This is a genomic window from Vibrio sp. SCSIO 43009 (assembly GCF_023716525.1).
Taxonomy (GTDB): Bacteria; Pseudomonadota; Gammaproteobacteria; order Enterobacterales; family Vibrionaceae; genus Vibrio; species Vibrio alginolyticus.
The window spans coordinates 682,299-700,206 of sequence record NZ_CP071843.1; the positions used below are offsets into that span (position 1 = coordinate 682,299).

At 46.4% G+C, this 17,908-nt stretch carries 16 protein-coding genes; 15 read left to right on the plus strand and 1 reads right to left on the minus strand.

The window, feature by feature from the left end; all coding sequences use genetic code 11:
- Positions 1-10 precede the first annotated feature (10 nt).
- From J4N43_RS18695 to J4N43_RS18750, 12 genes are all read left to right on the plus strand, one after another.
- Positions 11-1,504: a CoA-acylating methylmalonate-semialdehyde dehydrogenase gene (locus J4N43_RS18695; protein ID WP_053349984.1), complete on the plus strand. Its 1,494-nt coding sequence runs from the start codon at positions 11-13 to the stop codon at positions 1,502-1,504.
- Positions 1,505-1,523: 19 nt separating this feature from the next.
- On the plus strand, positions 1,524-2,678 hold the full coding sequence (locus tag J4N43_RS18700) for an acyl-CoA dehydrogenase family protein (protein WP_062730954.1): 1,155 nt from the start codon (positions 1,524-1,526) through the stop codon (positions 2,676-2,678).
- 38 nt (positions 2,679-2,716) lie between these two features.
- Positions 2,717-3,502 (plus strand): enoyl-CoA hydratase, encoded by a 786-nt coding sequence (locus J4N43_RS18705; RefSeq protein ID WP_062730955.1) that lies wholly within the window; start codon positions 2,717-2,719, stop codon positions 3,500-3,502.
- Between the two features lie 8 nt (positions 3,503-3,510).
- Positions 3,511-4,650: an enoyl-CoA hydratase/isomerase family protein gene (locus J4N43_RS18710; RefSeq protein ID WP_062730956.1), complete on the plus strand. Its 1,140-nt coding sequence runs from the start codon at positions 3,511-3,513 to the stop codon at positions 4,648-4,650.
- A gap of 11 nt (positions 4,651-4,661) precedes the next feature.
- Positions 4,662-5,567: a 3-hydroxyisobutyrate dehydrogenase gene (mmsB, locus tag J4N43_RS18715; RefSeq protein ID WP_005375775.1), complete on the plus strand. Its 906-nt coding sequence runs from the start codon at positions 4,662-4,664 to the stop codon at positions 5,565-5,567.
- Positions 5,568-5,677: 110 nt separating this feature from the next.
- Positions 5,678-6,436, plus strand: a complete 759-nt coding sequence (locus tag J4N43_RS18720) for an SDR family oxidoreductase (protein ID WP_005375778.1) — start codon at positions 5,678-5,680, stop codon at positions 6,434-6,436.
- A gap of 798 nt (positions 6,437-7,234) precedes the next feature.
- Positions 7,235-8,116: a ubiquinol oxidase subunit II gene (gene cyoA / locus J4N43_RS18725; RefSeq protein WP_158159374.1), complete on the plus strand. Its 882-nt coding sequence runs from the start codon at positions 7,235-7,237 to the stop codon at positions 8,114-8,116.
- 5 nt (positions 8,117-8,121) lie between these two features.
- Positions 8,122-10,158 (plus strand): cytochrome o ubiquinol oxidase subunit I, encoded by a 2,037-nt coding sequence (cyoB, locus tag J4N43_RS18730; protein WP_005375781.1) that lies wholly within the window; start codon positions 8,122-8,124, stop codon positions 10,156-10,158.
- Positions 10,148-10,750 (plus strand): cytochrome o ubiquinol oxidase subunit III, encoded by a 603-nt coding sequence (gene cyoC, locus J4N43_RS18735; RefSeq protein ID WP_062730957.1) that lies wholly within the window; start codon positions 10,148-10,150, stop codon positions 10,748-10,750. The genes cyoB and cyoC overlap by 11 nt, the downstream gene beginning before the upstream one ends.
- Positions 10,750-11,061 carry a cytochrome o ubiquinol oxidase subunit IV gene (gene cyoD, locus J4N43_RS18740; RefSeq protein ID WP_012842490.1) on the plus strand — a complete coding sequence of 104 codons (312 nt, stop codon included), beginning with the start codon at positions 10,750-10,752 and terminating at the stop codon, positions 11,059-11,061. The genes cyoC and cyoD overlap by 1 nt, the downstream gene beginning before the upstream one ends.
- Positions 11,022-11,936: a heme o synthase gene (gene cyoE, locus J4N43_RS18745; protein WP_033906955.1), complete on the plus strand. Its 915-nt coding sequence runs from the start codon at positions 11,022-11,024 to the stop codon at positions 11,934-11,936. Before cyoD ends, cyoE begins: the two co-directional genes overlap by 40 nt.
- A 670-nt stretch (positions 11,937-12,606) precedes the next feature.
- Positions 12,607-13,713: an NADH:flavin oxidoreductase gene (locus J4N43_RS18750; RefSeq protein ID WP_062730958.1), complete on the plus strand. Its 1,107-nt coding sequence runs from the start codon at positions 12,607-12,609 to the stop codon at positions 13,711-13,713.
- Between the two features lie 80 nt (positions 13,714-13,793).
- Here J4N43_RS18750 and J4N43_RS18755 read toward each other — a convergent pair whose 3' ends face one another.
- Complete coding sequence (locus J4N43_RS18755) at positions 13,794-14,684, minus strand: LysR family transcriptional regulator (RefSeq protein ID WP_005375788.1); 891 nt, start codon at positions 14,682-14,684, stop codon at positions 13,794-13,796.
- A gap of 155 nt (positions 14,685-14,839) precedes the next feature.
- Here J4N43_RS18755 and J4N43_RS18760 point away from each other — a divergent pair, with 155 nt between their 5' ends.
- From J4N43_RS18760 to J4N43_RS18770, 3 genes are all read left to right on the plus strand, one after another.
- Complete coding sequence (locus J4N43_RS18760; protein WP_005375789.1) at positions 14,840-15,238, plus strand: RidA family protein; 399 nt, start codon at positions 14,840-14,842, stop codon at positions 15,236-15,238.
- Positions 15,239-15,311: 73 nt separating this feature from the next.
- Positions 15,312-16,772 (plus strand): aldehyde dehydrogenase family protein, encoded by a 1,461-nt coding sequence (locus J4N43_RS18765; RefSeq protein ID WP_005375790.1) that lies wholly within the window; start codon positions 15,312-15,314, stop codon positions 16,770-16,772.
- A 69-nt stretch (positions 16,773-16,841) separates the two neighbouring features.
- Positions 16,842-17,831: a membrane dipeptidase gene (locus tag J4N43_RS18770; protein ID WP_053303711.1), complete on the plus strand. Its 990-nt coding sequence runs from the start codon at positions 16,842-16,844 to the stop codon at positions 17,829-17,831.
- Positions 17,832-17,908: the final 77 nt, after the last annotated feature.

Here is a 17,908-nt window from a genome sequence, read left to right on the forward strand (position 1 = left end):
GGAGTAAATGATGACTCGTTTGGTTCCCTTGTTTATTGGTGGCGAGTTTCGTGAATCTCAAACATCGGATTGGGTTGAGGTAACCAATCCCGCCACTAATGATGTCATTGCGTACGTCCCATGTTCCACTGAGCACGAGATGGAAGCCGCCATTGATAATGCGAAAGAGACATTCCAATCCTGGAAGGAAGTGGCAGTATCCGAGCGTGCCCGAGTTATGCTGCGTTATCAGCACTTGCTCAAAGAACATCATGATGAGCTTGCCACACTGCTTTCTCATGAAACGGGTAAGATTTTAGCGGATGCCAAAGGCGATGTGTGGCGTGGTATCGAGGTGGTTGAGCAGTCGGCAAACATTGCTAGCAACATGATGGGAGAAACCGTCGAAAACGTTGCCACGGATATTGATAGTTACTCAATGATTCAGCCCCTAGGTGTGTGTTGTGGTATCACGCCGTTTAACTTTCCTGCCATGATTCCGTTGTGGATGTTCCCAATCGCTATCGCTGCGGGCAATACATTTGTGCTTAAACCCTCCGAACAAGTGCCGTTGACCTCTATTCGTTTAGCTGAACTATTTGAGCAAGCTGGCGCGCCGAAAGGAGTGTTGCAGATCGTTCATGGCCGCAAAGAGCAAGTCGACTTTCTTCTGGCTCATCCTAACATTCGAGCGGTGTCATTTGTTGGCTCGGTTCCTGTTGCCCGTTATATCTACACCACGGGTACGAAACACTTTAAACGCGTTCAAGCTTTTGCTGGTGCTAAAAATCACATGGTGATCATGCCTGATGCGAACAAGGAACAAGTGGTGAATAACCTAATCGGAGCCTCCGTTGGGGCGGCGGGGCAGCGTTGTATGGCAATTTCTGTTGCGGTATTTGTCGGCGATTCAAAACAATGGATTACAGACCTCAAACAGGCAATGGCGAAAGTACACCCAGGGCCTTGGGACGATGAGCAAGCTGCTTATGGCCCACTGATCAGTGAGCAAGCCAAACAACGCGTATTGGACCTAATCGAAGATGGCAAACAACAAGGCGCAGTGTGTGAACTGGATGGCAGTCAGTGTGAAGTGGAAGGCTTTCCCGATGGAAACTGGATTGGCCCAACCTTGTTTAGCGGTGTAACAGCGAATATGTCGATTTACACGCAAGAGATATTTGGCCCTGTTTTAGTTTGTATGGAAGTCGAAACGTTGCAAGAGGCCATCGAGTTGGTGAATCGCAACCCATACGGGAACGGCACTTCCATTTTTACGGCTAATGGCGCTGCTGCGAGAAAATATCAGCATGACATTCAAGTCGGTCAGGTTGGGATCAATGTGCCTATTCCAGTCCCTTTACCATTTTTCTCCTTTACTGGTTGGAGAGGCAGTTTCTATGGTGATTTACATGCGTATGGTAAACAAGCGGTACGTTTTTATACCGAGACTAAAACGGTGACGGCACGTTGGTTTGATGACGATATTCCAACGGGGCCTAATTTGACCATCCAACTGCGCTGAGTGAATAGAAGGAGCTTTTATGGACTTTGAACTTAATGAAGATCAACGTGCATTTGCCGATACCGCTCAGCAATTTGCCGATGAGTGTTTAGCACCGATGGCGGCGGAGTGGGATGAAAAGCAGATCTTCCCCAAAGACGTATTGAGAGAGGCGGGGGAACTGGGGTTTCTCAGTCTCTACACTCCAGAAGCGCAAGGTGGCCTAGGGCTGAGTCGCTTGGATGCTTCAATTATCTTTGAACAACTGGCCATGGGATGTACGTCCACTACGGCGTTTATGACGATTCACAACATGGTCAGTTGGATGATAGCCAGTTTTGCTACCGATGAAGCCAAAACGCAGTTCTGTCCGAAATTAGTTACGGGGGAGTGGTTAGGCTCCTATTGCTTAACCGAGCCTAATGCGGGGTCGGATGCCGCTTCGTTGGCCACAACCGCGAGCAAAAAAGGTGATACTTACGTGCTGAATGGTGGCAAAACCTTTATCTCTGGCGCAGGAGAGACAGATGTTTTGGTCGTGATGGCGCGAACCGGAGATGAGGGTGCCAAAGGCGTGTCCGCATTTGTTGTTCCTGCTCACGCTGATGGTATCGGCTATGGGCGCAAAGAACCCAAAATGGGTTGGAACAGCCAACCAACACGAGCGGTTACTTTTGAAAATGTCGTTATTCCAGCTAGCCATTTACTGGGCGAAGAAGGGCAAGGTTTTGTCTTTGCGATGAAAGGGCTTGATGGAGGGCGTATAAATATTGCGACCTGTTCCGTCGGTACGGCTCAACAGGCCCTTAATCAGGCGGCACGGTACATTCAAGAGCGTAAGCAGTTCGGCAAGCCGCTTGCGCAGTTTCAAGCCTTACAATTCAAATTGGCAGACATGGCGACAGATCTAGTGGCTGCGCGGCAGTTGGTGCGCTATGCCGCCAGTAAACTCGACCGAAATGACCCTGATGCTACGGCTTATTGCGCGATGGCAAAACGGTTCGCAACCGATGTAGGTTTTCAGGTTTGCGACCACGCGCTGCAGCTTTATGGTGGCTATGGTTACATCAAAGAGTATCCAATGGAGCGTCATTTCAGAGATGTGCGTGTGCATCAAATTCTGGAGGGAACGAACGAAATTATGCGCTTGATCATCGCACGTCGTTTGCTCTCTGAGGAGTCGGCTTTGCTTTAGCGAAGTATTGGATTTGCTCATTGAGAAAGGATTCAGATATGCCATTAACCCAAGAAGCCATTCAACATACGATCACTAATCACGTTGCGGTGGTGACGATGAACAACCCGCCAGCCAATACGTGGACAGCAGAGAGCCTCAAGGTACTGAAGTCGCTGATAGTCACACTTAACAATGATAAGCAGGTCTACGCACTGGTTTTAACCGGCAGTGGAGAAAAATTTTTCTCTGCTGGTGCAGATCTCAAGCTATTTTCTGACGGTGACAAAGCGGTTGCGTTAGACATGGCGCGATGCTTTGGTGAAGCCTTTGAAACGCTCTCGGAATTCCGTGGTGTTTCCATTGCCGCCATTAATGGTTACGCCATGGGTGGAGGTTTAGAAGTGGCATTAGCTTGTGATATTCGAGTAGTTGAAGAGCAAGCGGTACTTGCTTTACCTGAAGCCAAAGTCGGACTTTTGCCCTGCGCTGGCGGTACCCAAAACCTCACAGCGTTAGTAGGGGAAGGCTGGGCAAAGCGCATCATTTTATGTGGAGAGCAAGTCAGCGCTTACAAAGCAAAAGAACTAGGCCTAGTTGAGGAGCTGGTTCCCAAAGGTGAAGCTTTAAGTAAAGCGCTGGAACTTGCTGAATCTGTTGCGAACCAGTCACCATCTTCTGTCGCCGCATGTAAGGCGCTCATTCAAAATATGCGCTCTGCGCCACTTAAGCACGGCTTCATGAAAGAGCGAGAGTTGTTTCTGAATCTCTTTGATACGGAAGATCAAGTTGAGGGTGTTCGCGCCTTTTTAGAAAAACGCCCACCGCAATGGAAAAACCGATAGGAGGCCACATGGCAGGGATGGTAACCATTAGTGAAATAGAGTGCTTAGATGGCGTGCACCGCATTGGTATCGCAACGTTAGACAACACCGCTTCATTGAATGCATTGACGTATGACATGTTAGTCCAACTTAACGATCAGCTTGTCAAGTGGCAAGACGATCCACATATGGCTTGTGTGGTACTGACTGGCGCTGGAGAAAAAGCATTCTGTGCTGGTGGTGATGTTCGAGCTATGTATCACGTCATGCATAACGAGAGTAAAGAAAAAATCGTAGAGTTCTGTACGAACTATTTCTCGTTGGAGTATGAGTGTGACTATCTCATCCACACTTACAACAAACCCATTATCGGTTGGGGAGAAGGTATTGTCATGGGCGGTGGGATGGGGCTTTTTATGGGAACCAGCCATAAAGTTGTGACAACAACATCACGCCTTGCTATGCCAGAAATCAATATCGGACTGTATCCTGATGTGGGAGGTACGTGGTTTTTAAGCCAGATAGATCCGCAAGTGGGCTTATTCCTCGGATTGACAGGTTCAATGGTAAATTCAAGTGACGCTGTCACTATTGGTTTGGCCGATTGGTTACTGTTGGAAGAGCAGTATCCCACCTTACTGGATGAGCTAAAGCGGCTCCAGTGGGGCAAAGAAGATGCGAAAGAGTTGGTAACTGCACTACTACAGTTAATGGAAGAACAAGTTATTGATAGCAAACCAACCACGCAAATTTGTCCATACTTAGATCAGATAGAGGAAGCGTGCAAAGGCTTTGATCTTAATGCGATAGCACAGCGAATCATGGCTATCGAAGGGAATAGCCAGTGGATAGAAAACGCGAAACAAACGTTCGCATCGGGTAGTGCGATCACCGCGCATATTTGCTTTAGACAAGTGAAAGAGTACCACAGCTTACCGCTTGCAGATTGTTTCCGTTTAGAGTTGAGTTTGTCGGTTCGCAGTGCCTTATTAGGTGAGTTTAAAGAGGGCGTCCGTTCTCGGCTTATTGACCGGGATGGCGAACCTAACTGGATGTTTAACAGTGTCAGTGAAGTCGATGAAGATGTCATCGATACCTTGTTTACCTCACTTTGGCCGGATGACGAACATCCGCTTGCTGATTTGGGTGAACAAACACTAGGTCAATAAGGAGAATGATCATGAGTACCATCGCATTTATCGGTTTAGGAAGAATGGGGCATCCGATGGCGCAAAACTTACTCGCGTCTGGATTTAACGTGCAAGTATTCGATGTCGATAGCGAAGCCGCAAAGCAACTAGTACCTTTTGGTGCGGTGGTGGCGAGCTCTATTGAGGAAGTCGTGGATGGTGCTAGCACAGTCATCACGATGCTACCAGCAGGGTCTCACGTTCGTTCCGTGTATCTTGGTGACTTACATGGTGGCGTAGGTGTCCTCAATCTTGTCTCGCCAAGTACCTTGATGATTGATTGTTCAACCATTGATCCGGACTCTGCGCGATTAGTCGCCAATGAAGCGGCAAATAAACGCGTGTTGTTTGTCGACGCGCCCGTTTCGGGGGGCGTTGCTGGCGCTAAAGCGGCGACATTAACCTTTATTGTTGGTGGTTCGGATCAAGCGTTTTCTAAAGCCAATGCCATTTTGCAGTATATGGGAAAAAATGTTTTCCATGCTGGCAAAGCAGGCGATGGTCAAATGGCGAAAATCTGTAACAACCTTATGCTCGGCATTTTAATGTCTGGTACGTGCGAGGCATTAAACCTAGGTATCGATCATGGACTCGATCCAAAAGTGCTATCAAACATCATGCTGCAAAGCTCTGGCCGAAATTGGGCATTGGAGCTTTACAATCCTTGCCCAGGCGTGATGGACAGTGCGCCAGCCAGTCACGATTACCAACCGGGCTTTATGAGCAAACTCATGCTGAAAGATCTCGGCTTGGGGTTAGATGCGGCGTTACAAACACATTCTTCGGTTCCGATGGGGTCGTTAGCGCGCAACTTATATTCTTTCCACAACGCGAGCGGCCACGGCGAACTCGATTTCTCAAGCTTATTTGAGTTATACAAGAGTAAGAAAGGCTAGACCGAGTTTTGTGACAAACCAGCCCGAGATGGTGACGTAAAACGCGCATCATTTCGGCCAACTTAGACTGGTTGAGATAGAGAACATTACGAGCTATGGAGTGCACCAATATGGACATAAAAAGTAGTGTTATTGCCATTACAGGAGCAGGGCAGGGGCTTGGGCAAATGATGGCCATTACCCTTGCTCAAGCTGGCGCTGATTTAGCGTTGTTGGATGTAAACGCCAGTGGCTTAATGGAAACACAAGAGCAGTGTCGAATGCTGAGTGCGAAAGCGTTGACATATCAAGTGGATGTTACCAACGAAATCGACGTTGAAACCACGTTTGAAGCGATTATCCAAGATTTTGGTCAACTCAATGGGTTAGTCAATAACGCTGGCGTATTAAGAGATGGGTTACTTGTAAAAGCAAAAGATGGCGTGATCAGTAAGATGTCTTTGGATCAATTCAATTTGGTCATGAACGTTAACGTGACAGGAACATTTTTGTGTGGGCGTGAAGCTGCCGTCAAGATGATTGAGAGTGGATCCCAAGGCGTTATCATCAATATTTCTAGTGTTGCGAGAGCAGGAAATATCGGACAAACCAATTATTCTGCGTCAAAAGCGGCGGTCGCGACCATGGCGACAACATGGGCCCGTGAGCTCGCAAGATACGGTATTCGCGCGGCGGCGGTTGCACCAGGTGTAGTACACACCGCGATGGCAGAGCAAATGAAACCCGAAGCCATAGAGCGATTAGAAAAGATGATCCCAGTTGGCAGGATGGGCGAAACAAGCGAAATCGCGCATGCAGTAAAATACATTATTGAGAGTGATTACTTTACTGGCAGGGTTTTAGAAGTGGATGGCGGTATTCGTATGTAAGTGACTACTGAAATAAGGCTCTGATAGACCTGAATAATAAGTTTCTTTCCATTTCAGCATTTTCTATGTTGTGGAGTGCCAATTCTGCGCAACCCAAATGTATTTACAACTTATGTTTGGATTTACCTTGAGAATGATTTCTCACAATCCAATAAAGAGATGTAAATACCACTCAAATATTAAGTGAAATCATTAATTTGATGTTGATCACACTTTTGGTTTTTTAGTTTCCGCTTCTCATTAAGGCTATCTGCGTAAATGAAGTTGATAGTCAGTCTCATCAATTTTAAGTTTCAACTATTTGTTTTTAAATAATTAATTGTTGAAGCACGAGAAATTCGTGTTGAGGTTAATATTCTATTTAAAGTGTGTAACTTCCATTAATGGAAGGTTAGTTTCCAGTTGTGGCTAATGAGCTTTAACTTTTTACTCCTCATAATGCGCCAAATGTAACATAGTGTTTCAAAGTGTAACAATAAACTCACACTAAGAGTGTGGTTTTGATCTCCACTCAATTCCGTTTTGTTTCGCTCTGAACCCGACGTTACTCATGCTCAACACATAAACATTCTAATGACTATAACAACTGGTTCTTGGCTTGATACCAATCGTATCGTAGCAAATAACGGTTCATTCTAGCTGGTTAAATGCTTGATGACGAAGTTGAAAAATTGTAAGTAGAATAACTACTTATCGAAGTTTCTTCTTGTTCTCATACATTACCTCTGCGCAATTAGTGAGCTCTTATTTACTTTGATTGGCATCTGTTTTGAAACCAGACAACCATCGAGAAAGTTAATGGAAGCCTCAAGATATAAACGCATCTTGTCGAGGGGAAGTTTGGCGTCCGTCATACTTATGCTCTCAGGATGTAATTCAGCTTTACTTGACCCCAAAGGTGCCATTGGTGTGCAAGAAAAAGAGTTAATTATTACTGCTCTTTTGCTGATGTTGATCGTTGTAATCCCTGTGATTTTAATGACGATTTACTTCGCTTACCGATACCGCGCCTCTAATACTGAAGAAGAGTACGCACCCGAGTGGTCACACTCGACCAAAATCGAAGTGGTGGTATGGACAATTCCAATCATCATCATTGCGATTCTTGCGACGATCACATGGCGTTCGACTCATGAACTAGAGCCATCCAAACCTTTGGAAAGTGATGTTAAACCAATGACCATCGAAGTGGTGTCACTCGATTGGAAATGGTTGTTCATCTATCCAGAGGAAAACATTGCGACGGTGAACTATGTGGCGTTCCCGAAAGACGTGCCAGTGCAGTTCAAACTGACTTCGGACAACATCATGAACGCGTTTTTCATCCCTCGCTTAGGTACACAGATCTACGCGATGCCAGGAATGGTAACCAAGCTCAACCTCATAGCGAACCACGAAGGTGACTATAAGGGTTTTGCATCGAACTACAGCGGCGAAGGCTTTTCGCAAATGAAGTTCACAGCTTCAGCAATGTCTGATCGTGCTGCGTTCCTAAATTGGGTGCAGAAAGTGAAGGCGAGCCCTGATCGTATTGAAGATTGGGAGCAATACAACTCACTGGCAGCGCCAAGTATCGCAGAGCCAGTCACTTTGTTCTCTAGCGTTCCTCCGTTCTTGTTCACCGACGTTGTGACTCAGCATCCTGGTTCAATGAACTGTTTGCCTGAAAACCAAGGATAATCGTAATGTTTGGAAGATTAACTCTTGATTCAGTTCCATTCCACGAACCTATTATCGTCATCACCCTAGCGGTTGTGGCGCTGGTTGGTTTAGCCGTAGTTTACGCGGTGACCAAAGCCGGAAAGTGGCAATATTTGTGGAATGAATGGTTTACTTCAGTAGACCATAAAAAACTTGGCTTCATGTACATCGCAGTAGCGATGGTGATGCTTGTTCGTGGTTTTGCTGACGCAGTCATGATGCGTAGTCAGCAACTCCTTTCTTCTGCGGGTGAAGCAGGTTACTTACCACCGCATCACTACGATCAAATTTTTACTGCCCATGGCGTGATCATGATCTTCTTCGTAGCGATGCCATTGGTCATTGGTCTGATGAACATCATCGTGCCATTGCAGATTGGTGCGCGTGACGTAGCTTTCCCGTATCTGAATAACTTGAGCTTCTGGCTGTTTGTTGTAGGTGTCATCCTAACAAACATGTCTCTCGGCTTAGGTGAATTTGGTCGTACCGGCTGGTTGGCGTATCCGCCGCTTTCAGGTATTGAGGCTAGCCCAGGAGTCGGGGTCGACTATTGGATTTGGGCGCTGCAGATATCAGGTGTTGGTACGACGTTAACAGGCGTGAACTTCTTCGCGACCATTTTGCGTATGCGTACACCGTCTATGCCAATGATGAAGATGCCAGTTTTCACTTGGGCGTCTCTGTGTGCAAACATTTTGATCATCATTTCATTCCCAATCCTAACGGTGACTATCGCTCTGCTTACGCTGGATAGATACCTAGGCATGCACTTCTTTACCAATGATCTTGGCGGCAACGTAATGATGTACGTCAACCTGATTTGGGCTTGGGGTCACCCAGAAGTGTACATTTTGATCTTGCCAATTTTTGGTGTGTTCTCAGAAGTCACCGCAACCTTCTCACGTAAAAAGTTGTTCGGTTACACATCGCTAGTTTGGGCTACCGTAGTTATCACGATTCTTGCGTTTGTCGTTTGGCTACACCACTTCTTTACGATGGGGTCTGGCGCGAACGTAAATGCCTTCTTCGGTATTGCCACGATGATCATTTCTATCCCAACAGGGGTGAAGATCTTCAACTGGCTATTCACCATGTACAAAGGCCGCATCCGCTTTACGACGCCAATGATGTGGACGGTGGGCTTCCTTATCACCTTTACTGTTGGTGGTATGACGGGCGTACTAATGGCTGTTCCGGGTGCAGATTTCGTTCTGCATAACTCAGTATTCCTTATCGCTCACTTCCACAACGTTATCATCGGTGGTGTGGTGTTTGGATGTTTCGCTGCGATCACTTACTGGTTCCCGAAAGCGACCGGTTTCACCATGAATGAAACTTGGGGCAAACGTGCGTTCTATCTTTGGATTATTGGTTTCTTAATGGCGTTCCTGCCGCTTTACGCGCTGGGCTTTATGGGGATGACTCGTCGTTTAAGCCAAGACATCAACCCAGAATACTTCCCACTGTTGTCGATTGCCGCAGCAGGTACGGTTGTGATTGCGCTGGGCGTATTGTCTCAGTTCATCCAAATTTACGTGAGTATCCGTGACCGCGAGCAAAACCGTGATCTAACTGGTGACCCGTGGGGTGGTCGTACTCTTGAGTGGGCAACATCGTCTCCACCGCCGTTCTACAACTTTGCGCACCTACCAAAAGGTGATGTGCTAGATGCCTTCTGGTACCAGAAACAAAGTGGCGAGTTCGATCCAACTAAAGAAGTGGAATACGAACGTATTCATATGCCAAAAAACACGGCAACAGGCATCTACGTGTCGGCTTGGTCGCTCCTATTTGGCTTCGGCATGATTTGGTACATCTGGTGGCTAGCGGCGGCAAGTTTGGTCGGTATTATCGTGACGTGTATTCAGCATAGCTATAACGATGATGTGGATTACTACGTGGAAGTTGAAGAGATCAAAGCAATTGAGGCCGAACGTCGAGCTCAGCTTGAAGAAGCGAAGAAAAACTCAGTGAAAGACAGCGAAAGTAAAGATGATCTGGAGGTGACGTATGCAAACTAGTATCGCAGCACATCACGACCATGATCACCACCATGACACGAATGGCAACAAGCTATTTGGCTTCTGGGTTTACCTGATGAGTGACTGTGTACTGTTTGCGACCTTGTTCGCGACATACGCTGTGCTGTCGAGCAATTCAATTGCGGGCCCAACAGGTAAAGACATTTTCGAACTCCCATTCGTGTTTGTCGAAACCATGCTGCTGCTGTTTAGCAGTATCACATTTGGTTTTGGCATTATCGCGATGAAGCGCAACAACGTTGCTGGTCTCAAACGTTGGATGTTAGTCACGTTCGCGCTTGGTCTTGGCTTTATCTGTATGGAGGTCTATGAGTTCCATCACCTGATTGAAGAAGGCTATGGCCCACAAACCAGTGCATTCCTGTCGGCATTCTTTACGTTGGTTGGTACGCACGGCCTGCACGTAACCTTTGGTCTGATTTGGTTAGCGGTAGCATACCATCAACTGTCGACGAAAGGTCTGAACGACAATATGGCAATGCGCTTTAACTGCTTAAGCCTATTCTGGCACTTTCTAGATATCGTTTGGATTTGTGTCTTTACCATCGTTTACTTACTGGGGGTAATGTAATGGATCAACATGTAGAAACCAGTGCGTCAGATTACGTGAAAGGCTTTATTGCCTCACTGATTCTGACGGTAATTCCGTTCTACTTTGTTTGGACGAAATCATTACCAGATACAACGACCTATGCGATTCTATTTGGATGTGCATTAGTGCAGATATTTGTTCACTTTAAATACTTCTTGCACATGGAAACAAAAACATCCGACGGACGTTGGAACCTTGTATCACTGATGTTTACCGCCATTGTTGTACTTATCCTTATCGCTGGCTCGGTATGGATCATCTACAACATGAACGTCAACATGAAGTTGTAGGTCAAGGTATGCTGAAAAGTTATTTGTCTATCACTAAACCGGGCATTATTTTCGGCAACCTGATTTCTGTTGCGGCGGGGTTCTTCCTCGCCGCAAAAACAGAACCAGCCAGTCTAATGCTGTTCGTTACGACGTTAGTTGGTGTTGGGTTAGTCATCGCTTCAGGTTGTGTGGTGAATAATATTTTCGATCGTGATATCGACCAAAAGATGGCACGTACACGAAATCGTGAAACAGTGAAAGGCAACATCAATATCGATATTGCGTTTGTTTATGCACTTGCTTTATTGCTGGTAGGAACCGCACTGTTATTTATCCGAGTGAACCCACTATCCGCTGTCGTCGTGTTGCTTGGCTACGTGTATTACGTGTTCTTTTACACGATGTGGTACAAACGTAACTCGGTGTATGGAACCTTAGTGGGAAGTATCTCAGGCGCAGTTCCGCCATTGGTGGGTTACTTAGCGGTAACAAACTTCATTAGCTTGGAAGCGATTTTACTCTTTACCATGTTCTGTCTCTGGCAAATGCCGCACTCGTATGCCATTGCCATGTTCCGCATGCAAGACTACCGAGAAGCCGGGATTCCCGTATTGCCAGTTAAAGAGGGCATTCATAAAGCTCATCGACACATGAAAGCGTATGTCGTGGCGTTTGGAGCAGCATCATTGGGGTTATTTTTACTAGGTGAAGCCGGGTATGAATACTTAGCGGTTGCAGCGGTTGTTTGCTTTATGTGGACGAAAGTGACCTTTCGCAGCATTGATGACAACAACTATATCGCTTGGTCAAAGTCGGTGTTTAAAGTCTCACTGCTAGTGGTGATGGGGATCAGTGGTGTGCTTGGTGTCGAGTTGATTCCTCTAGCTCTGTAACAACCAAACCTAAGCGTTTGCTAAGCGCCAATATCTTTTGCTGCTGAATGCATGAATGGCCTTACCTAGAAGTAAGGTCATTTAACTTTCTATTGTTCTTTATTTTCCCTGTTTTTCCTGCTCCTCCTCTAGCTTCACTATCACGTATTCATATCTAAAAGCAAAAACAACCAGTGTGTAAAACATAGTGAAGCACGTTTTCGCTGACGCGTAATAATGCCAAGAAATAGTGACTATTAAGCTAAAAAGTATAAACAGCGCAATAACTCTATTTGCCATATGAAAATTCAATATCGATAGTTTGTAATGTAAACATTTGGGGAGAGTGCTAGTTCCCATAGCAGCATACAAACTAACAATGTGAATGTTTGAGTTGAATCACCAGCTAGCGAAATACAAAAGTTTTACGACTGAAAGTGGGTGAGGAAGCACCTTAGCTCCAGTGAAATGAACACGATTAAGAATCATCCTTTTACATAATCTAAAAACTCACCAAACCTTAACCCAGATTAAAGTTTTGTCGTCTCCGAGGCATTAAGGTGCGCCTGTAGTTTGCAGGTCTCAAGGATTCAGAGAAGGAACAGCCATACATCGTGTATCGCTGTTCCTTTTTCGTTCTTGTTTACTTGCGAAAAGATAAAACATAAAGACAACTTTAAGAGGACTGGTTTTGAGCATTTTGTTTTCCGAAGCCCGAATTGGCAACATGACCCTAAAGAACCGTTTTGTGAGAAGCGCAACGTGGGAGAACATGGCGACCGAAGATGGTCACATGACGGTAAAGCTTTACGATATTTACGAAACGCTTGCGAAAGGGGAAGTTGGGCTTATTGTTACGGGTTATGCCAATATCGTTGAAGAAGAGAAACCCAACGCAGGTATGATGGGGATCTACAACGACTCTTTTATTGAAGAATACAAAAAGCTAACAGAGCTAGTACATCAACAAGATTCTAAAATCGTGATGCAAATTGCTTACGGTGGCACCAAAACCACCCATAACGTCGGTGAGCGTGTCATCTTCGCTCCGAGTGACGTGCCTGAGCGTGGTACAAATACGCAAGGCAAAGCGATGACAAAGGACGAAATAGACTACATCGTAAAGGCATTCGCATTGGCGAGTAAACGTGCTCAAGACGCTGGTTTTGACGGCGTAGAGATTCATGCGGCGCACACTTATTTAATTAACCAGTTTTTAAGCCCGTACTATAATCGTCGAGAAGACGAATATGGTGGTGACTTAGAAAATCGCATGCGCTTTCTTTTAGAAATTTATTCTGAAACCAGAAAGCTGGTTGGAAGCGAATTTCCCATCCTCGTTAAACTGACGGCAACAGAGTTCTTTGACGGCGGTTTAACGTTCAACGAAACTCGCGTCGTCTGCAAGAAGCTTGAAGAAATAGGCGTTGATGCGATCATCGTATCTGGCAATGTTCACGGCAAAGCAAACGAACTTGTTGGTCAAACGTTCGATGGTTACACACTACAAGAAGAAGGTTACTTTCACGAATATGGTCACGTGATCAGTCAGGACGTTAGCATACCGGTGATTACTGTCGGCGGGCTGAGCGACATTGATGCGATTGAGAAAATTGCAGAAAACACAGGTATCCAATTTTTTGCTGTGTCACGCCCTTTATTGGCTGAGCCACAGTTGATCAAACGTTGGAAAGAAGGCAATCGCGCACCAGTAGATTGTGAACGTTGCTCAAAGTGTCGTACCAAGCGTGGTAACTTTTGCGTGGTGTATAAGAACCGAAATCGTCGCAAAAAATAGAACGAAGCGAATACACAAATACAAATTAGCCTCCACTCTGAATATGGAGGCTTTTAATTATCCGCATGTTAATCGAACCATTATTTATCTTCTTTTTGATAGTTTAAATAATGCACACAAAGATCGTGAAATGCTTTAGCTTGAGGCGAGATCGTGCGATCGGTTAACGTAAATATACCAATTTGCCTTTCAAGTGGTGGATCGATAAGCGGAATCCAAACCAAGCGTGTTTCATTGGTTGGGAAAGCAAGCTTCGGTAGTGTCGTGACACCAATCCCAAGTTCTAAGACAGAAAACAGCGAAGTAATATTTTCGACCGAATAGAGCGCTTGCTGACTCAGAGCTCTTGCTGGGGTTGGATCGAGAAGTGTACAAGTGCCGTTACGGATAAAGGGTTGTTCCAACAAAGTTTGCCACTCGATTCCTTCTGGATGACTCGCAATAGGGTTGTCCTTTAAACACACCACGCCTATTGGATCGGCTAACAGCGGCGTAAAGTCAATGCCGCCCTCATCGAGGTGAGAGGGGTTACCGAGCGCTAAGTCGACCTCACCGGAGAGTAGGCGAGCCTCGACGCCAGCGGCATTATCGTCTATCAAGCTTACTTCTACATTTGGATACTGTTCGCAAAAGGCGCCCAACACGCTAGGAATGAGCTTCGCTGCAACAGAAGGAACGCTCGCAATTCGCACTCTCCCTTGCTGTCCGGCAGCGGCTGCTTTGAGATCGTTGTCTAGTGCACTGTAGATATTGAGAAACTGAACCACTTTGGGAAGACAAATTTCACCAAACGGGGTCAATTTGGTTTTGTTTCCGGGTTCAAACAGCGTTTGCCCTAGAATTTTTTCAAGCTCTTTTATCGATGTTGACAGTGCCGCCTGAGAACGATTTGCACGATGTGAAGCGGCTCGAAAGCCTCCTTCCTCGACTACCATCACAAAATGCATTAATTGTTGAAGCTTAATACTCATCCCTAATGCCTCCTAATCCCTTTATTTACGTTATTTTAAACAGGGTGATAAGTTTAATTTATCAAATGTCAAAAATTTACCGTTAGATTTATCGCCTGTCAATGTGCATCATTTAACCATATTGAAACAAAGCTGTTACAAAGGTTGAAAGGCACGTGAATACTCCTACTAAAAAACACCCAGTTAAAACCAGTCTATTTGCTTCTAAAGCGCCGCTTGAATGGGCGATAGTCAACAACGGAACCCTGTATACGGCTCAAATTCCTATTGATGACACAGGCGCGGTTGTGGAAGGCGGTATCGAAGCACAAACACGTCAAACCTTTAACAATCTCATTCACACCCTGGAGTGTGCAGGGGAGTCTTTGGACTCGGTGTTGCAGGTCCTGATTTATGTGACTGACAGAGAATACTTAAAGACCGTTAACCAAGTGTACGCGGAATATTTTGAAGCACCGTACCCAAATCGCGCCGCCATGGTGGTTGCAGGGTTAGCGCGAGAAGAGATGTTGGTGGAGTTTGTCGTCTACGCGTCGGCAAGCCAACCAGAATAAATCCAATAAGAACAATTAGAGATCAGTGAGTGGGTGGCTTGCCATCACAAATCGGAAGAACAAGGAAAGAACCATGACTTTTATTAACAATGTTCAAGCAGAAAAATCCCTCTATATAGCGGGTGAGTGGCAATCGGGCATGGACACCATCGCCAATATTAACCCTTCTGATATCAGCGAAAACATTGGCGATTTCGCACAAGCGAGTGTGTCGCAAGTAGAGCAAGCGATTCAAGCGGCTAAATCAGCGCAGCCAGAGTGGGAAAAAACACCAATCGAGCGCAAGCAAGCAGTGCTACAAGCGATTGGTGATGAGCTCATTGCACGATGTGACGAATTGGGCACCTTACTTTCGCGTGAAGAAGGTAAGCCATTTGCTGAAGGTCGAGGTGAGATATACCGTGCTGGCCAATTCTTCCAATACTTTGCTGCTGAGGTTCTGCGTCAAATTGGCGATAACGCTGCTTCCGTCCGTCCAGGTGTCTCCGTTGAAGTTACTCGTGAAGCCGTCGGCGTTATCGCCATTATCTCTCCTTGGAACTTTCCAACAGCAACAGCGGCTTGGAAAATCGCGCCAGCACTTGCGTTTGGCAACAGCGTCGTCTGGAAGCCTGCCAACCTAACCCCAGCAAGTGCCGTTGCGCTGACAGAGATTATCCATCGCCAAGGTTTACCTGCCGGCACGTTTAACCTCGTTTTGGGTAGCGGTTCGCAAGTCGGTAATACCCTTATCAATTCGAAGGATGTGAACGGCGTGAGCTTCACTGGTTCTGTGGACACAGGCCGTAAAGTTGCAGCGGCAACGGCACCAAATTTTGTGCGTTGTCAGCTAGAGATGGGTAGCAAAAATGCGCTCGTAGTGGCAGATGATGCAGACATTCAAATTGCCGTTGAAGCGACAATCGCAGGCTCATTCTCGGGTGCAGGTCAAAAGTGCACCGCGTCTTCTCGTCTTGTGGTTATGGACGGAATTCACGACGCGTATGTTGAAGCGCTAATCCAACGCATGAGCGAACTTAAAGTGGGTCACGCACTGGAAGAGGGCGTGTTCATGGGCCCTGTGGTTGATGGTAACCAGCTGAATGCGAACTTTGAGTGGATCGAAAACGCACGCCAAGCAGGCGCGGAGCTGGCTTTCGGTGGTGAGCGTCTGAGCCTAGAGCATGACGGTTACTACATGTCACCAACTCTGTTTTTAAATACACAGAATGGCTGGGAAGTGAACCAAGAAGAAGTCTTTGCGCCAATGGCGAGCGTGATTCGCGTTTCTGATCTGGATGAGGCAATTGCAGTCGCGAACGATACGCGCTTTGGCCTGACAGGCGGCATTATCACGCAAAGCTTGCGTAATAGCGCGATCTTCAAACAGCAAGTCCAAACGGGCTGCGTCATGGTTAACTTGCCAACTGCGGGTACAGATTATCACGTTCCATTTGGTGGCCGTAAAGAATCTAGCTTTGGTCCTCGTGAGCAAGGTCAGTACGCCAAAGAGTTCTACACCGTAGTGAAAACCGCTTATCAGCGTCCTTACTAAGATCGGCAGGGTAACTGATGGTGTCAGTTGCCCGCACGAAAAGGCTAAGAAATTGTTTAAGGAGTGGTTATGTACCAACAACGGATTGTGATTGACGGATTGCAGTACTGCAATTGGGATCGAGAGTATTTCCAAACGCTTAAGGCGAGTGGCATTACCGCCGTTCATGCCACCATCGTCTACCACGAAACTGCGCGCGAAACCTTAACGCGTTTTGCTGAATGGAACTTGCGCTTCGAGCAAAATGCGGACCTCATCATGCCTATTTATTCAATGGCAGATGTAGAAAAAGCCAAAGCAGAAGGTAAAGTCGGCATCTTCTTCGGCGCGCAAAATTGCTCACCTATCGATGATGAAATTGGCCTGATTGAAGTGATGCGCCGCCAAGGTCTGCTGATCATGCAACTGACTTACAACAACCAAAGCTTACTGGCGACAGGTTGTTACGAACAAAACGATTCCGGCGTAACTCGCTTTGGTAAACAAGCGATTGAAGAGATGAACCGAGTCGGGATGATCATTGATATGTCCCACAGCGCGGAGCGTTCGACGTTGGAAGCTATCGAGCTCTCTTCGCGTCCAATTTGTATCAGCCATGCTAACCCGACATTTGCGCATGACGCACTGCGCAACAAGTCCAACACCGTGATCAAAGCACTGACGGAGCGCGGTGGTTTGATTGGATTCAGTTTATATCCATTCCATTTGCCAAATGGCAGCCAGTGCACGCTGGATGATTTCTGCCAGATGGTTGCGAAAACCGCAGACATGTTTGGCGTTGACCATTTAGGTATCGGTAGCGATTTGTGCCTAAATCAGCCGCAACAAGTGTTGGAGTGGATGCGCAACGGGCGTTGGTCAAAAGCGATGGATTACGGCGAAGGTTCTGCAAGTAACTCGGGATGGCCAGATGCGCTGCCATGGTTCTGCGGCAGCGCAGGGATGGAGAACATCTACAACGGATTAATGGGTCACGGATTCAGTGAATCTGAGGCTGGAAAAATATTGGGTGAAAACTGGTTCAACTTCCTTAAAGAAGGATTAGAGCCTATTTCATAGCATTCCCCAAAGTAGGAACCGCCTGCCCACATAATAACAATACGGCAGGCGTAAAACTCACATTTGTAGCCAGTCTT

Coding starts and splice junctions, on each gene's coding strand:
- J4N43_RS18720 (WP_005375778.1), top strand. CDS start 5,678: ATGGACATAAAAAGTAGTGTTATTGCCATTACAGGAGCAGGGCAGGGG.
- J4N43_RS18700 (WP_062730954.1), top strand. CDS start 1,524: ATGGACTTTGAACTTAATGAAGATCAACGTGCATTTGCCGATACCGCT.
- J4N43_RS18755 (WP_005375788.1), bottom strand. CDS start 14,684: ATGAGTATTAAGCTTCAACAATTAATGCATTTTGTGATGGTAGTCGAG.
- J4N43_RS18765 (WP_005375790.1), top strand. CDS start 15,312: ATGACTTTTATTAACAATGTTCAAGCAGAAAAATCCCTCTATATAGCG.
- J4N43_RS18705 (WP_062730955.1), top strand. CDS start 2,717: ATGCCATTAACCCAAGAAGCCATTCAACATACGATCACTAATCACGTT.
- cyoD (WP_012842490.1), top strand. CDS start 10,750: ATGGATCAACATGTAGAAACCAGTGCGTCAGATTACGTGAAAGGCTTT.
- mmsB (WP_005375775.1), top strand. CDS start 4,662: ATGAGTACCATCGCATTTATCGGTTTAGGAAGAATGGGGCATCCGATG.
- cyoC (WP_062730957.1), top strand. CDS start 10,148: ATGCAAACTAGTATCGCAGCACATCACGACCATGATCACCACCATGAC.
- J4N43_RS18695 (WP_053349984.1), top strand. CDS start 11: ATGACTCGTTTGGTTCCCTTGTTTATTGGTGGCGAGTTTCGTGAATCT.
- cyoA (WP_158159374.1), top strand. CDS start 7,235: ATGGAAGCCTCAAGATATAAACGCATCTTGTCGAGGGGAAGTTTGGCG.
- cyoB (WP_005375781.1), top strand. CDS start 8,122: ATGTTTGGAAGATTAACTCTTGATTCAGTTCCATTCCACGAACCTATT.
- J4N43_RS18710 (WP_062730956.1), top strand. CDS start 3,511: ATGGCAGGGATGGTAACCATTAGTGAAATAGAGTGCTTAGATGGCGTG.
- J4N43_RS18770 (WP_053303711.1), top strand. CDS start 16,842: ATGTACCAACAACGGATTGTGATTGACGGATTGCAGTACTGCAATTGG.
- cyoE (WP_033906955.1), top strand. CDS start 11,022: ATGGATCATCTACAACATGAACGTCAACATGAAGTTGTAGGTCAAGGT.